13 protein-coding genes and 1 pseudogene are annotated in these 14,341 nt (G+C 71.3%); 6 read left to right on the top strand and 8 right to left on the bottom strand.

What is annotated here, in order from left to right:
• Positions 1–18: 18 nt before the first annotated feature.
• The gene (locus ACIBI5_RS01965) at positions 19–435 is read right to left on the bottom strand and encodes a MarR family winged helix-turn-helix transcriptional regulator (RefSeq protein ID WP_397242195.1); all 417 of its coding nucleotides are present in this window, start codon (positions 433–435) and stop codon (positions 19–21) included.
• 79 nt (positions 436–514) lie between these two features.
• Here ACIBI5_RS01965 and ACIBI5_RS01960 point away from each other — a divergent pair, with 79 nt between their 5' ends.
• From ACIBI5_RS01960 to ACIBI5_RS01950, 3 genes are all read left to right on the top strand, one after another.
• Entirely contained in the window at positions 515–2,248 is a 1,734-nt protein-coding gene (locus ACIBI5_RS01960; RefSeq protein WP_397242193.1) for an ABC transporter ATP-binding protein, read from the top strand.
• 59 nt (positions 2,249–2,307) lie between these two features.
• Positions 2,308–3,846 (top strand): gamma-glutamyltransferase family protein, encoded by a 1,539-nt coding sequence (locus ACIBI5_RS01955; RefSeq protein ID WP_397242191.1) that lies wholly within the window; start codon positions 2,308–2,310, stop codon positions 3,844–3,846.
• 206 nt (positions 3,847–4,052) lie between these two features.
• Entirely contained in the window at positions 4,053–4,370 is a 318-nt protein-coding gene (locus tag ACIBI5_RS01950) for a DUF5709 domain-containing protein (RefSeq protein WP_397242189.1), read from the top strand.
• Here ACIBI5_RS01950 and ACIBI5_RS01945 read toward each other — a convergent pair.
• Genes ACIBI5_RS01945 through ACIBI5_RS01920 form a run of 6 tightly spaced genes read right to left on the bottom strand, consistent with a single transcriptional unit; the run spans position 4,349 to position 8,125 of the window.
• Positions 4,349–5,014 carry an HAD family hydrolase gene (locus tag ACIBI5_RS01945; RefSeq protein ID WP_397243765.1) on the bottom strand — a complete coding sequence of 222 codons (666 nt, stop codon included), beginning with the start codon at positions 5,012–5,014 and terminating at the stop codon, positions 4,349–4,351. The two genes, ACIBI5_RS01950 and ACIBI5_RS01945, sit on opposite strands and share 22 nt — an antisense overlap.
• A 31-nt stretch (positions 5,015–5,045) precedes the next feature.
• Positions 5,046–5,423 carry a DUF1992 domain-containing protein gene (locus tag ACIBI5_RS01940; RefSeq protein WP_397242188.1) on the bottom strand — a complete coding sequence of 126 codons (378 nt, stop codon included), beginning with the start codon at positions 5,421–5,423 and terminating at the stop codon, positions 5,046–5,048.
• Between the two features lie 20 nt (positions 5,424–5,443).
• Complete coding sequence (locus ACIBI5_RS01935) at positions 5,444–5,848, bottom strand: DUF5360 family protein (RefSeq protein WP_397242186.1); 405 nt, start codon at positions 5,846–5,848, stop codon at positions 5,444–5,446.
• Complete coding sequence (locus ACIBI5_RS01930; RefSeq protein WP_397242184.1) at positions 5,832–6,380, bottom strand: TetR/AcrR family transcriptional regulator; 549 nt, start codon at positions 6,378–6,380, stop codon at positions 5,832–5,834. The genes ACIBI5_RS01935 and ACIBI5_RS01930 overlap by 17 nt, the downstream gene beginning before the upstream one ends.
• A gap of 33 nt (positions 6,381–6,413) precedes the next feature.
• On the bottom strand, positions 6,414–7,049 hold the full coding sequence (locus ACIBI5_RS01925; protein ID WP_397100784.1) for a response regulator: 636 nt from the start codon (positions 7,047–7,049) through the stop codon (positions 6,414–6,416).
• The gene (locus ACIBI5_RS01920) at positions 7,046–8,125 is read right to left on the bottom strand and encodes a sensor histidine kinase (protein ID WP_397243763.1); all 1,080 of its coding nucleotides are present in this window, start codon (positions 8,123–8,125) and stop codon (positions 7,046–7,048) included. Before ACIBI5_RS01920 ends, ACIBI5_RS01925 begins: the two co-directional genes overlap by 4 nt.
• 113 nt (positions 8,126–8,238) lie before the next feature.
• Between ACIBI5_RS01920 and ACIBI5_RS01915 the strand changes: the two are divergent.
• From ACIBI5_RS01915 to ACIBI5_RS01905, 3 genes and pseudogenes are all read left to right on the top strand, one after another.
• Positions 8,239–8,898 (top strand): annotated as a pseudogene (locus ACIBI5_RS01915) (ABC transporter ATP-binding protein); the annotation flags it as partial.
• A 50-nt stretch (positions 8,899–8,948) separates the two neighbouring features.
• Positions 8,949–9,671, top strand: coding sequence for an ABC transporter permease (locus ACIBI5_RS01910; protein ID WP_397242182.1), 723 nt, complete (start codon positions 8,949–8,951; stop codon positions 9,669–9,671).
• A gap of 44 nt (positions 9,672–9,715) precedes the next feature.
• Complete coding sequence (locus ACIBI5_RS01905) at positions 9,716–10,297, top strand: Uma2 family endonuclease (protein WP_397242180.1); 582 nt, start codon at positions 9,716–9,718, stop codon at positions 10,295–10,297.
• Here the strand turns inward: ACIBI5_RS01905 and hrpA are convergent.
• The gene (gene hrpA / locus ACIBI5_RS01900) at positions 10,287–14,153 is read right to left on the bottom strand and encodes an ATP-dependent RNA helicase HrpA (RefSeq protein ID WP_397242178.1); all 3,867 of its coding nucleotides are present in this window, start codon (positions 14,151–14,153) and stop codon (positions 10,287–10,289) included. The two genes, ACIBI5_RS01905 and hrpA, sit on opposite strands and share 11 nt — an antisense overlap.
• Positions 14,154–14,341 lie beyond the last annotated feature (188 nt).

Genomic DNA, 14,341 nt, shown 5'->3' with positions numbered 1-14,341 from the left:
CGGTGTGGGGTTGGGTGGCTAGGGTTCGTCTACGAGGGTGAGCAGGTCGCGGAGGGTTTCTCGTTGGTCGGCTGACAGGGGGGCGAAGAGGTCGGCGGCGACCTCGGAGCGCACCAGTTGCACACGTACGAAGGCCCCGCGGCCCTCCTCGGTGAGGACGACCAGGGTCGAGCGGCGGTTGGCCGGGTCGACCTCGCGGCGTAGCAGCCCGGCCTCCTCCAGCGCGTCGACCACCGGCGTGACCGAGCGGGGCGCGATGCGCAGCGCCTCGGCGAGTTGCACCATCCTCAGCGGCTGCCCGGCCTCCATGAGGACCTTCAGGGCGCGCGCCTGACTGGGACTCAGGCCGAGCGGCTCCAGGCCGGTCCGGTAGCCGCGGCGGAAGCGGTGGCTGATCCGGTGCACGAGTTCCAGCAGTTCGGTGGCGTCCTTCACCCCGCTGAGCTTATCTCACTGTTCGCTGGAATGAATATGAGGTAACCTCCGTTTGAGTGAACATCTGAAAAGGAGCCCTATGACAGAGGAACCCCGCGCGCCCCTGCGGCGCATCATCCGACTCTTCCGCCCCTACCGGGGCCAGCTGGGCGTCGTGCTCGGCCTCATCTTCCTTTCCTCGCTGGTGTCGCTGGCCTCGCCGTTCCTGCTGCGCGAGGTTCTCGACGTGGCGATCCCCTCGCGCGCGGTCGGGCTGCTGTCCCTGCTCGTCCTGGGCATGCTGGCCGTGGCGGTCGCGACAAGCATGTTCGACGTGGTGCAGACGCTCATCTCCACCCGCGTCGGCCAGCGCGTCATGCACGATCTGCGCACCACCGTCTACTCCCACCTGCAGCGCATGTCGCTGGCCTTCTTCACCCGCACCCGCACCGGCGAGGTGCAGTCGCGGCTGGCCAACGACATCGGCGGCATGCAGGCGGTCGTCACCAGCACCGCGACCTCGATCGTCTCCAACCTCACCACCGTCGTGGCCAGCTTCGTCGCGATGCTCGTGCTCGACTGGCGGCTGACGGCCGCCTCGCTCGTCCTGCTGCCGCTGTTCGTGTGGATCAGCCGCAAGGTCGGCGAGGAGCGCAAGCGCATCACCGCCCAGCGCCAGCGCAAGCTCGCCACGATGTCGTCGATGGTGCAGGAGTCGCTGTCGGTGAGCGGCATCCTGCTCGGCCGCACCATGGGCCAGTCGCCCGAGCTCACCGGCCGCTTCACCCGCGCCTCCGACGAGCTGGCCGACCTCGGCGTGCAGTCGAGCATGGCCGGGCGCTGGCGGCAGTCCACGATCCAGATCGTCATGGCCGCGATGCCCGCGGTCATCTACTGGGTGTCCGGAATGACGTCAGCCGTCTCCATCGGCACCGTCGTGGCGTTCACCACGCTTCAGGCGGGACTGTTCCGCCCCGCCCTCTCGCTGATGCGCACGGGCGTGGAGGTGCAGAGCTCCCTCGCGCTGTTCGGCCGCATCTTCGAGTACCTGGACCTGCCTGTCGACATCACCCCCGGCACCCGCGCGCTGGAGCGTCCGCGCGGCGACGTGCGTCTCGAGCACGTCTCCTTCTCGTACGGCGACGCCCCCACCCTGACCGGCATCGACCTGACCATCCCCGCGGGCGGCAGCCTGGCCGTCGTCGGCGAGACCGGCTCGGGCAAGACGACGCTGAGCTACCTGCTGCCGCGCCTGTACGACGTGAGCTCGGGCCGCGTCACCATCGACGGCGTGGACGTGCGCGAACTCTCCTTCGAGTCGCTGGCCGCCACCGTCGGCGTGGTGTCCCAGGAGACCTACCTGTTCCACTCCTCCATCGCCGACAACCTGCGCTTCGCCAAGCCGGACGCGACGGACGAGGAACTGGTCGCCGCCGCCCGCGCGGCCCGCATCCACGACCACATCTCCGGCCTGCCCGAGGGGTACGACACGGTCGTCGGCGAGCGCGGCTACCGCTTCTCCGGCGGCGAGAAGCAGCGCCTGGCCATCGCCCGCACGCTGCTGCGCAACCCGCCCGTCCTCATCCTCGACGAGGCCACGAGCGCCCTCGACACCCAGACCGAGCGCGCCGTCCAGGAGGCCCTGGACACGCTGGCCGAGGGCCGTACCACGATCACCATCGCCCATCGCCTCTCCACGGTCCGCCACGCCGACCAGATCGCCGTCCTCGACCACGGCCGCGTCGCCGAACTCGGCACCCACGACGAACTGCTCGCCGCCGACGGCCACTACGCCGCCCTGGTCGCCCGGGATCTCCCGCTCACCCTCATCTGACCGCCCATGAGCTGGAGCTCCTTCCCCGGCGGCACCCCGCGCGGGCGTACCCTCTAGGCGTGCAGAACACCAGATATGCCCGCACCGGCATGGTGTGCAGCGTGGACCACCTCGCCTCCGCGGCCGGGATCGCCATGCTCGACCGGGGCGGCTCCGCGGCCGACGCCGCCATCGCCACCAACGCCGTCCTGACCGTCACCGCGCCCCATATGTGCGGCATGGGCGGCGACCTGTTCGCGCTCGTCCACGACGGGCGGGTGAGCGCGCTGAACGCCTCCGGCCGCGCCGGATCCGGCGCCGACGCCGGGCGGCTGCGCGCCGAGGGGCGCACCAGGATGCCGCACCTGCACGACATCAGGTCCGTGCCCGTGCCGGGCTGTGTGGACGGGTGGATCGCCCTGCACGGCAGGTACGGCAGGCTGCCGCCGGCCGACGTGCTCGCCCCGGCGATCCGGCTGGCCAAGGACGGCTTCCCCGCCTCGCCGCTGATGCTGCAGGGGGCGAAGGCCGCGGCCACGCGTCCCGGCGGCGGCGACTTCGCCGGTGTCACCGCCGAGGGCGACCTGGTACGCAGGCCCGGCGTGGGCCGCGCGCTGGAGGCGATCGCCGGCTCGGGCAGGGACGGCTTCTACCTCGGCGAGTTCGGCCAGGGCCTGCTGGAGATGGGCGCGGGCGAATACACCGCGGCCGACTTCGAACGGGTCAACGCCGACTGGGTGGACCCCCTGCGCGTGCGGGCCTTCGGGCACGACGTCTGGTCCGCCCCGCCCAACTCCCAGGGCTACCTGCTGCTGCTCGCCCTCGGCATCGCCGACGGCCTGGACCTGCCGTCCGCACCTGCCCGCTCGGCATGGGCGCACCTGCTGGCGGAGGCGGCGCGGGCGGCCGGTCACGACCGCCTCGCCGTACTGCACGAGGACGCCAAGGACCTGCTCGGCGAGCACGAGATCGCGCGCCGGCGGGCGCTGGTGGACCCGGCGGCGCGCCGCAAGGTGCGCGTCCCCGCCGCGGACGGCGACACCACCTACCTGTGCGCGGTGGACGGCGACGGCATGGGCGTCTCGCTCATCCAGTCGAACGCCTCGGGGTTCGGCAGCATGGTCTTCGAGCCGCGTACCCGGATCAACCTCCACAACCGGGGCATCGGGTTCTCGCTGACGCCGGGGCATCCGGCCGAGTACGCGCCCGGCCGCCGCCCGCCCCACACCCTCACGCCCGCCCTCATCACCCGCCCCGGCGGGTCGCTGCGCACGGTCGTGGGCACCATGGGCGGCGACGCGCAGCCGCAGATCCTGTTGCAGGTCATCACCCGCCTGCTCCGGTACGGCGAGGCGCCGGGCACGGCCATCTCGGCACCGCGCTGGAAGCTCGGCGGGACCACCGGGTTCGACACGTGGGACGCGCCCGACGAGATGGCGGTGGAGGTGGAGGCGGGCACCGCGTGGGGCGACGGGCTGGCCGCCCTGGGTCACCCGGTGGTGGAACGGCCGTACGGGACCGGGTTCGGCCACGCGCACCTGATCGACGTGCGGCCCGACGGGGTACTCGCCGGCGCCGCCGACCCCCGCTCGATCATCGGCGCCGCCATCGGCCGCTGACCCCCGCCCGTCCACGGCCGCACCCATCGGCCACCCCGTGGGGACCCGACGGCGGGTTCCCACGCCGGCCCTGGATAGCCGCGCCGCGCACGAGCTCCCAGGTCGGTCCGGCCCAAGGTGTGCTGGATGGGCAAGGATGGGTTGTCCCAGGGGCTTTGGGGGGCCAAGTCGCTGGTTTTCGGGGGTTGCGTGGGTAGGGAGCGCGTATGACCGAAACACCGGACCGCTACGGATACAGCGACGAGCAGGGCATAGAGGTCGAGGAGTGGAACGACGACCTCGGCGCCAACCACGAGATCCGGGAGGACGACCCGGGGCGTGGTGACACGCTCGACGAGCGGCTCCGGCGAGAGTTGCCCGACGGCCCCGGCCGCGAGCCGCGCGCCGACCACCGCCTCACCGCGCCCGACGAAGGGCTCGGGCCCGACGTCGACGGCGAGGAGGTGGGCGAGGACTGGGGCGGCGACGCCGGCGAGGATCTGTCAGCCGAGGAGCGTGCCGTTCACATCGAGCCCGACCGCTGAGCGAGGGCGGGCAGCAGCGCCTGGAGATCGTTCACGACGAGGTCGGCCACGTCGGCCGCCTCGGGCCGGTCGGCGTGCAGGTGTCCCCATGGGCCGCGGCGCAGCAGGGCGGTGCGCATGCCCGCCGCGCCCGCCGGGCGCACGTCGTTGTCGAGGCGGTCGCCGACGTACAGGATCTCGGCGGGTTCGCGCCCGGCCACGGAGGCGACCTTCGCGAAGAACTCGGGCGCCGGCTTGGCCACGCCCCACCCGTCGGAGGTGTGGATGGAGTCGGCGGGCAGGTCCATGGCCACGAGGGCGTCGTAGGCCTCGACGGGCTGGTTGCCGGCGATCACCACCTGGTAGCCAGCCGCGCGCAGGGCGCGGAGCGCGGGCCGTACGTCCGGGTAGAGGTCGTCGGCGTCGAAGTTGTTGCGCAGTCCGTCCGGGTCGTCGCGCCGCCAGGCGGCGATCTCGGCGTCCACGTCGAGGCCGGGCCGTACGATCTGGAAGGCGTCGCGGTGCGAGCGGCCGAGGGCGGCCACGCCCCCGAGCACGCCCATGAACGTCAGCCGCGTCACCCCGAGCCGGTCGGCCCAGCGGCTCCAGATGCGGGTCTCGTCGATGAGCGTCTCACCGACGTCGAACACCAGCGCCTTGATCATCTGCCTCTTCACGCACACCAGGGTACGAGACCTACCGCCGGGCCTCGCGCCAGCGCTGCACCACGCGCTCGACGTTGAACGGGAACAGGTCGACCGGCGGCCCTCCCGCGCCCCGCTTGATCGCCTTGTTGATCTTCTCGTTGATCCCCTGGACGAGGTCGCGCACCTCGCCCTCGGAGCCCGCGTCCAACGCCAGTTCGAGCACCTCGTCGGCCTCCTTGCGCAGCGCGAGGCTGGGCGGCAGCGGCATCGACAGGCCTTCTTCGGCGAGCTTGTTCTTGATCCACCAGTTGTCGTCCTGGGGCCGGCCGGCGCCGGGGATCGGCTTGCCCGTGCCCGGCAGGTCGTCGAACTCGCCACGCTCGGCGGCCTCGCGGATCTGCCGGTCGATCCATGACTCGAAGGGCATGCCAACAGGTTTGCGCTCCGTCATGCCTCGATCCTACGTACCGTGATCAGGCAGGCGATAGCGGGGATCGGGAAGAGCATCAGGTAGAGGTTGGGAATCCACCAGGCCGGGGAGAAGTCGCCGCGCAGCGTCCAGAACGCGATCGCCATCAGCCCCGAGGCCATGGTCAGCACCAGCGAGACCAGCATGAGCGGCGGGCCGCCCGGCCGGGGCACGCTCCCGCGCAGCAGCCACAGGCTCGTCAGCCCGGTCGCGCTGGCCAGCATGTCGATCCAGAGGAACGACCAGTTCCAGTCGGCCATGAGCGGGTTGGCGTAGTCGGCGAAGGCCCACTCTGGCGGGATCAGCCCGAGGCCCGTCACGCTGAAGTAGACGACGAAGCCGACGTCGGTGCCGAGCATCAGGGCCTTAGTCGCGCGCAGCACGGTCGATCATCTCCAGGAGGTGGCGGCGGGTACTCTCGTGCAGGTCGGGTCCTGGCTCGCCGAGTCCGAGCAGCCGCGCCGCCCACCATCCGTCCACGGCCAGGCGTACGGCCGTCGCGGCCGCCGGGTCGATTCCGTCGTCGGCCAGCCGTTCCTGCCAGACGGCGTAGCGCTGCCTGAGCGGCTCCAGCCCGGCGGGATCGACCAGCACTCCGGCCAGCAGGGCGACGGTGACCCGGTCGGTGGGCGCCGCGGCGGCCGGCCGTTCCGGGATGGTGGCCTCGATGTAGGCGCGCAGGTAGTCGCCGGGCCGCCCGCCGGCCTCGGCCAGGGCGTCGTCGAAGGCGGCGGTCAGGCGTTCGACCATGCCGCCGACCAGCGCCTGCTTGGTCGGGAAGTGGTAGAAGAGCCCCCCTTTGGAGACTCCGGCCCGCTTGGCGACGGCTTCGAGCGTGAGCGACTCGGCCCCGTCGGTGAGCAGGACGTCGGCGGCGGCGTCGAGCAGCCGTTCCTTGGAACTGGGTCTGGGCACGCCTCAAAACTGTACCGGTCAGCCGGTACAGTTTCAATCGGGCAAGCCGGCCTCGAACGCCAGCAGCCCCGCCTGGGTCCGGTTCGAGCAGCGGAGCTTGATCAGAATGCGTGAGACGTGCCCCTTGACCGTGGCCTCGGTCAGGAACAGCTCTCCGGCGATCTCCGCGTTGCTGCGCCCCGCGCCCAGACCGGCCAGGACGTCCCGTTCGCGCCCGGTCAGCGCCTCCAGCCTGCGCCGGGCCGCCTGGCGGCGGACCGCGCCGTCCAGCAGCCGGGACGCCGCGGGACCCGACAGCACCGTGTGGCCGCCCGCCGCCGCCTTCACCAGGTTGATCAGGTCGGCGGGCGGCGTCGACTTCAGCAGGTACCCGCCCGCCCCGGAGGTGAGCGCGCGCAGCACGTAGTGGTCGGCGTCGAACGTGGTCAGCACCAGCACGACCGGCGGCGCGGGCAGCCGGGCGATGCGCGCGATCGCCGCCAGCCCGTCCACACCGGGCATCCGCAGGTCCATGAGCACCAGGTCCGGCCGGTGGCGCACCACCGCCTCGACCCCGGCGGCGCCGTCGTGCGCCTCGTCCACCACGGTGATCTCGCCCGACGATCCGAGAATCGCGCGCAGGTGGGCGCAGACCATCGGCTCGTCGTCCACCACCACGACGCTGATCACGACGCCACCGGCAAGGTGAGGTCCACCACGAAGCCTCCCGCCTCCGACGGGCCCGCCGCCAGCGTCCCGTCCACCAGTTCCACGCGCTCGCGCAGGCCGAGCAGGCCGGTTCCGGAGCCGGCCGCCGCGAGCTCAGGGTCGCCGGGACCGGCGGGGGCGGAGTTGGCCACCGTGATGCGCACCCGGTCGCCGCTGCGGCGCAGCCGTACCGTGGTCTCGGCGCCGGGCGCGTGCTTGCGCACGTTCGTCAGCGCCTCCTGCAGGGCCCGCTCCGCCGTACGCAGGACGACCGGCGAGACCAGCGCGTCGTCGGCCTCGAACCCGACGCGCAGACCCGAGCCCTCGACCAGTTCCGCCAGCGCGGGCAGGAGCGGCACCTCGGGCTGGCCACGCACCGGCGCCGACGGCGCGCGCAGCACGCCGACCAGTTCGCGCAGTTCCTCCAGCGCCTGGCAGCCGGTGGCGCGCAGCGTCTCGGCCGCCTCCCTGGCCGGGCGATCGGCGGCGGTCAGGCCCAAGGCGCCCGCCTGGAGCACCATGAGGCTGACCCGGTGGGTGACGAGGTCGTGGATCTCGGCGGCGAGCCGTACCCGCTCCTCTCCCCTGGCCTGCTCGGCGAGCAGGTGCTGCTCGCGCTCAGCCCGCTCGGCGCGGTCGGTGAGCGCCCGGAGCAGGTTGGCGCGCGTGGACAGGTACAGGCCGAGCACGGCCGCGGCCGCGGTCAGCAGCACGGTGCGGATCCCGAACTCCGACGTCGGCCCCCACCACGCCGCCAGCGCGGTGAACAGCGCGACGGGCACCACCGCGGCCGGGCTGCGGGGCGCGTGCCGCAGCGCCAGATAGGCGGCGAACGGCGCGGCCGGCGGCGCCCAGAGGATCATCTCCAGGTGCACCGGCGGCGCGAACAGGTGGACGAGGGCCGCCCCCACCGTCGCCCAGGCGACCACGAGAGGCGAGCGGATCAGCAGGACCGGCCCGGACGCGACCAGCGCGACGGCCACCGGCCACGGCGGGCCGAGCGTGCCCACGACGTGGAGCGAGAGCATCAGGGCGGCGAGGGCCATCACGACGCGCATCAGCACGCCCTCACCCTAGGCCGCCACCGCCCGCACCGGACCCTACGAAAGTCGCAGGTGTCACCACTTTCCGAGCTTCTGCCCGACGGCCCCGCGACGCTGGAATCTCTCCCATGAACCAGACCATCACCCTGGAAGGACTCACCAAGAGGTACGGCCGCGCCACCGCCGTGGACGACCTGACCTGCGCCGTCCGCCCCGGAGTCGTCACCGGCTTCCTCGGCCCGAACGGCGCGGGCAAGAGCACGACGATCCGCATGATCGTCGGCCTCGACCGTCCCAGCTCGGGGCGGGCGGCCGTCGGCGGGCGGCCCTACCACGAGCTACCCGCGCCGCTGCGCGAGGTCGGCGCCCTGCTGGATGGGCGGGCCGCGCACCCGCGCAGGAGCGCCCGCGACCACCTGCGCATGCTCGCCGCGAGCAACCGCATCCGCGACACGCGCGTCACCGCCGTCCTGGAGCAGGTGGGCCTGGACGGCGTCGCCGACCGGCGGGCCGGGACGTTCTCGCTGGGCATGTCCCAGCGGCTCGGCATCGCGGCGGCGCTCCTGGGCGACCCGGGCGTGCTGATCTTCGACGAGCCGGTGAACGGGCTGGATCCGGGCGGCATCCGCTGGATCCGCGGCCTGATGCGCGGGCTGGCCGCCGAGGGCCGTACGGTTCTGGTCTCCAGCCACCTGCTCGCCGAGATGGAGCAGACCGCCGACCACCTGATCGTCATCGGCCGGGGCCGCCTGCTGGCCGACACGCCGATGACCAGTGTGACCGGTTCCCTGGAGGACGCCTACCTCGCCCTGACCGCCGACAGTGTGGAGTTCGGATCATGAGAGCGGAATGGATCAAGCTGCGGACGCTCCACTCGACCTGGTGGTGCCTGGCCGCCCTCGCCGTACTCACGGCGGGGCTCGGCGTGATCATGGCCGGTGCGGCGGCGGAGGCGGCGCACGAGGGCGAGCGCCTGGAGCCGGTGGCCGCCAGCCTCCAGGGCGGCCTGCTGTTCGGCCAGGTCGCGATCGGCGTGCTGGGCGTGCTGGCCGTCACCTCCGAGTACGCCGGCGGCACCATCAGGACCAGCGTGATGGCCGTCCCGGGCCGAAGCCGCCTCTTCGCCGCCAAGTGCGCCGTGGTGGCGTCGCTGGGCACGGCCGCCGGACTCCTGACCGCCGTGGCCTCCTTCCTGATCGGCCAGCGCGTCTTCGCCGTCTCGGGCCTGCCGCACGCCGCCCTGGGCGACCCGGGGGCGCTGCGCGCCGTCCTCGGCGCGGGCCTGTACCTGGGCATGCTGGGGTTGTTCGGGCTGGCGATGGGGTTCCTGGTCCGTTCGACGGCGGGCGGCGTCATCATCGTCGTCTCGGCCACGGTCCTGGTGATCGCGATCCTCCGGCTGCTGCCGGAATGGGTGGCCCAGATCTGGCCGACGGTCGCGGGCCTGTCCGTCCTGTCGCCGGACGGCCACCTCGGCGGCTTCGCCCTCTACACCGCCTTCGTCGCCCTGACCGTGGGCGCCGGGCTGGCGGTCTTTTACCGGCGGGATGTCGGGGCATGATGTGATACTGAGCGTACCCGCCCAGACACGAAGGGACAGGTTTCATGGTCACCATTTCGCGTATGCCGCATGAGACGACCGACGAGGCTCCGTCCACCAGGGTGCGGGAGCTGTTCGATGCTCTACCCCCCCTCCCCGGCCTCCGGGTCGAGATCATCGAAGGAAACATTCGAATGAGCCCCTTGGGCACACCCAAGCATCAAGTCCTCGCTGGCCGGATCTTCCGCCTGCTCATGCCAGTGCAGGACAAACAGGATTGGGAAGCCTATCCCGGAGTGGACATTTCCATCGAGGGCCCCCGCGATACCCTCGTGCCCGACTACGCGCTCGCCCCGAAGGACTGCCCACTCTGGGGGAACGAGCTGCGCTCACGTGGCGTGATCATGGTCGCCGAGGTGGTCTCCCCTGGCAGTGTCCACGAGGACCGCGTCGTCAAGCCGAAGCTCTACGCGATCGGCGGCATCCCCGTCTGCCTCGTGATCGACCCGGTCGCGAATACCGCGACCGTGTACAGCGACATCGTCGACGAGGTTTACAAGACCAAGATCACGCAGACTCTCGGCGAGACCCTGCACCTGCCCGAGCCCATCAATTTCGAGCTGGAGACCACCGAACTCACGGAGTGAGCTTCTCCATCGCCTTCGCGATGCGCTTCTCCGAGACCGGGGTGGGGGTGCCCAGGGTCTGGGCGAAGAAGCTGACGCGGAGTTCCTCGATCATCCAGCGGATCTCCCGCACGTCCGGGTCGGTACGGCGGGCCGGGGCGAGCCGGTCGAGCAGGTCCTGGTAGTCGTCCTCGACCTTGTGGACCCGGTCCATCCACTCCTCATCCCGCCACGGTTCCTCGGGCAGCTTGGTCAGGCGGCGCTCAAGGGCCCGGAGATAGCGGGAGATGTCGGGGAGGCGTTTCACTCCGGTCCCGGTCACGAAGCCCGCGTAGACGAGCTTGCCGAGCTGGTCGCGGGCGTCGTCCGCAGAGGCGCTCCGGCGCAGGCCGGACAGCTGGGTGCCGATCGTGTGCCAGGTGCTCAGGATCTGCTCCACCTTGCCCAGCACGTCCCGGGCGGTGTCGTACAGGTCGGCCCGTACGTGCTGGTAGAGGCGGTCGAAGGAGACCGGGTCCCAGGCGGGCCCGCCCACGTCGGCCATCAGCTGGTCCACCGCCGCGTTGACCACGTCGTCGAACAACGCCACCGCGCCGCCGTGCGGACTGCGTGACAGCGCCAGCTTGGCCTGGTTGGACAGGCCGCCGAGCAGCGACCTGGCCGGGTTGGTGACGTTGAGCAGCAGCAGGCGGCGGGTGCCGGTCCACATGGAACGGCGCTGCTCGGCCTGCGTCTCGTAGATCTTGACGCCCACGCTGGAGCCCTCGTCCACCAGCGCCGGATAGCCCTTCATCCGGCCCTGCTCGAACACCTTGGGCAGCGTGCCGAAACTCCACGTGTGGAGCCCGGTGCGCTCGACGTCGTCGCCCGCGGCCGAGAGCGTCTTGCGCAGGCGCGGGGCGAGCTGCTTCTTCAGCCCGTCCAGGTCCTTGCCCTCGGCGATCGTGCGCTTGCGCTCGTCGATCACCCGGTAGGTGACGCGCAAATGGTCGGGCACCTGGTCGAGCTGCCAGGCGTCGCGCGGGACGCGTACCCCGGTCAGCCGGAGCAGTTCGCGCTCGACCGCGTCCAGCAGCGGCTCGCCGGTCGGCTTGACGCCCGCGAGCACCTGCTTGGCGTAGTTGGGCGCGGGCACGAAGTTGCGGCGCAGATGCTTGGGCAGCACGCGGATCAGCGCGGTGATCAGCTCCTCGCGCAGCCCGGGGATCTGCCAGTCGAAGCCGTCGCCGTTGACCTGGTTGAGCACCTGCAGCGGCACGTGCACGGTGACGCCGTCGGCGTCGGCGCCGGGCTCGAACTGGTAGGTCAGCTTCATCCGCTGGCCCAGCTGCCGCCAGGTGTCGGGGTAGTCCTGGGCGCTGACGTCGGCGTTCTCGTTGACCAGCATCTCCGGCGTGAACGTCAGCACGCTCTTGTCGGAGACCGTCTTCCACCAGGAGTCGAAGTGGCGCGCGGAGACGACGTCCGCCGGCACGCGCTGGTCGTAGAAGTCGAACAGCGCCTCGTCGTCGACCATGATGTCGCGCCGCCTGGCCCGCGCCTCCAGCTCCTCGACCTCGCCGAGCAGCTTGCGGTTCTCGCGCAGGAACGCGTGGTGGCTGTCCCAGTCGCCCTCGACCAGGGCGTGCCGGATGAACAGCTCCCGCGACAGCTCCGGGTCGATGCGCCCGTAGTTGACCTTGCGGCCGACGACGAGCGGCACGCCGTACAGCGTGACCTTCTCCAGCGCGATGACCGCGCCCTGGTTCTTCTCCCAGTGCGGCTCGGAGTAGTTGCGCTTGACGAGGTGCTGCGCGAGCGGCTCCACCCAGTCGGGTTCGATCTTGGCGTTGACCCGGGCCCAGAGGCGCGAGGTCTCGACGAGCTCGGCCGACATCAGCCACTGCGGCTGCTTCCTGGCCAGCGCCGAGCCGGGGAAGATCGCGAAGCGCGCGTTGCGCGCGCCGACGTACTCCTGGATCGGCCGCCGCCCGTCCTGCCCGCGCTGCTTGTCCACGACGTCCTTGACGCCGATGTGCGACAGCAGCCCGACGAGGAGCGAGGAGTGGATCTGGTACGGCGCGGCCGGCGCGCTGTTCGGCTGGACCCCGAGCGTCTGCCGGATCTGGCTGTAGATGTCCTGCCACTCGCGTACCCGCAGGTAGTTGAGGAACTCGGACTTGCACAGGCGGCGGAAGGCGCTGGAGGACAGCTCCTTCTGCTTGTCCTTGAGGTAGTTCCAGAGGTTGAGATAGGTGAGGAAGTCGGACTCGGGGTCGGCGAAGCGGCGGTGCTTCTCGTCGGCCTGCTGCTGCTTGTCGGCGGGGCGCTCGCGCGGGTCCTGGATCGACAGCGCGGCGGCGATGACCATGACCTCGCGCAGGCAGCCGTTCTTGTCGGCCTCCAGCACCATGCGCGCCAGGCGCGGGTCGACCGGCAGCCCGGCGAGCTTGCGGCCGACGCCGGTGAGCTTGCCCTGGGCGTCGAAGGCGCCGAGTTCGACCAGCAGGTTGACGCCGTCGCGTACCTGCCGCTTGTCCGGCGGCTCGACGAACGGGAACGCCTCGATGTCGCCCAGCCCGATCGAGGTCATCTGCAGGATGACGCTGGCGAGGTTGGTGCGCAGGATCTCCGGGTCGGTGAACTCGGGCCGGTTGAGGAAGTCCTCCTCCTCGTACAGCCGGACGCAGATGCCGTCGGAGGTACGCCCGGACCGCCCCTTGCGCTGGTTGGCGCTGGCCTGCGAGATGGCCTCGATGGGCAGGCGCTGCACCTTGGTGCGGTGGCTGTAGCGGGAGATGCGGGCGAAGCCCGGGTCCACGACGTACTTGATGCCCGGCACGGTCAGCGAGGTCTCGGCCACGTTGGTGGCCAGCACGACGCGCCGCCCGGTGTGGCGCTGGAAGACGCGGTGCTGCTCGGCGGCGCTCAGCCGGGCGTACAGGGGGAGGATCTCGGTGTTGCGGAACTCGGCCTTGGACAGCGCGTCGGCGGCGTCGCGGATCTCCCTCTCGCCGCTGAGGAAGACCAGGATGTCGCCCGGCCCTTCCAGGACCAGTTCCTTGCAGGCGTCCACGATGCCCTGCGTCTGGTCGTCGTCCTCGTTGAGCGGCCGGTAGCGGACCTCGACGGGGTAGGTGCGGCCGGAGACCTCGACGATCGGGGCGTCGCCGAAATGCCGGGAGAAGCGCTCGGGGTCGATGGTGGCGCTGGTGATGATGACCTTGAGGTCGGGTCGCTGGGGCAGCAGCTGTTTGAGGTAGCCGAGGATGAAGTCGATGTTGAGGCTGCGCTCGTGGGCCTCGTCGATGATCAGCGTGTCGTACTGCTCCAGCAGCCGGTCGTTCTGCAGCTCGGCCAGCAGGATGCCGTCGGTCATGAGCTTGACCAGGGTGCGGTCGCCGCCCTGGTCGGTGAAGCGGACCTTGTAGCCGACGGCCTGGCCGAGTTCGGTGCCGAGCTCCTCGGCGATGCGCTCGGCGACGGTGCGGGCGGCGATGCGGCGGGGCTGGGTGTGCCCGATGAGGCCGCGCACGCCCCGCCCGAGTTCGAGGCAGATCTTGGGGATCTGCGTGGTCTTTCCCGATCCGGTCTCACCCGCGATGATCACGACCTGGTGGTCGCGGATGGCCGCGAGGATGTCGTCCTTGCGCTGGGAGACGGGCAGCTCTTGCGGATAGCGCACCACGGGTACGGCTTCGCGGCGGCGGGCCAGGCGCTGCTCGGCGCGTTCCACGTCCGCGAGGATCTCCGCGGTGATCTTGTCCCGCGCCTCGCGCGAGCGTACCCGGCGCACGCCGTCGAGCCTGCGCCGAAGCCGCCGCTGGTCGCGCGGCATGAGCTCGGGCAGGCGGCTCTGGAGCTCGGTGAGTGGAGAAGACAACGACGAGGTTCCCATACTGCTTTCAGGATATTTGAGCCCCGCGTGCCGGGTGCCAACGGTCCATCGTGCCTGACCGCGCCGTGGATCGCATCCCAATATCGGCGGCGTCCGTGACCGGCCGCGGTGTGTCAGCACTCTCCCCAGAGTTCACCACGGTCGATCACGGACACTAGTGAGACTCCTGAGACGCCTGAAGGGTTGCA

Source organism: Nonomuraea sp. NPDC050540 (assembly GCF_044457485.1).
Taxonomy (GTDB): Bacteria; Actinomycetota; Actinomycetes; order Streptosporangiales; family Streptosporangiaceae; genus Nonomuraea.
This window is presented reverse-complemented; position numbering and strand designations above follow the sequence as displayed.

Coding starts and splice junctions, on each gene's coding strand:
- ACIBI5_RS01960 (WP_397242193.1), top strand. CDS start 515: ATGACAGAGGAACCCCGCGCGCCCCTGCGGCGCATCATCCGACTCTTC.
- ACIBI5_RS01950 (WP_397242189.1), top strand. CDS start 4,053: ATGACCGAAACACCGGACCGCTACGGATACAGCGACGAGCAGGGCATA.
- ACIBI5_RS01945 (WP_397243765.1), bottom strand. CDS start 5,014: ATGATCAAGGCGCTGGTGTTCGACGTCGGTGAGACGCTCATCGACGAG.
- ACIBI5_RS01940 (WP_397242188.1), bottom strand. CDS start 5,423: ATGCCCTTCGAGTCATGGATCGACCGGCAGATCCGCGAGGCCGCCGAG.
- ACIBI5_RS01920 (WP_397243763.1), bottom strand. CDS start 8,125: ATGCGCGTCGTGATGGCCCTCGCCGCCCTGATGCTCTCGCTCCACGTC.
- ACIBI5_RS01910 (WP_397242182.1), top strand. CDS start 8,949: ATGAGAGCGGAATGGATCAAGCTGCGGACGCTCCACTCGACCTGGTGG.
- ACIBI5_RS01905 (WP_397242180.1), top strand. CDS start 9,716: ATGGTCACCATTTCGCGTATGCCGCATGAGACGACCGACGAGGCTCCG.
- hrpA (WP_397242178.1), bottom strand. CDS start 14,153: ATGGGAACCTCGTCGTTGTCTTCTCCACTCACCGAGCTCCAGAGCCGC.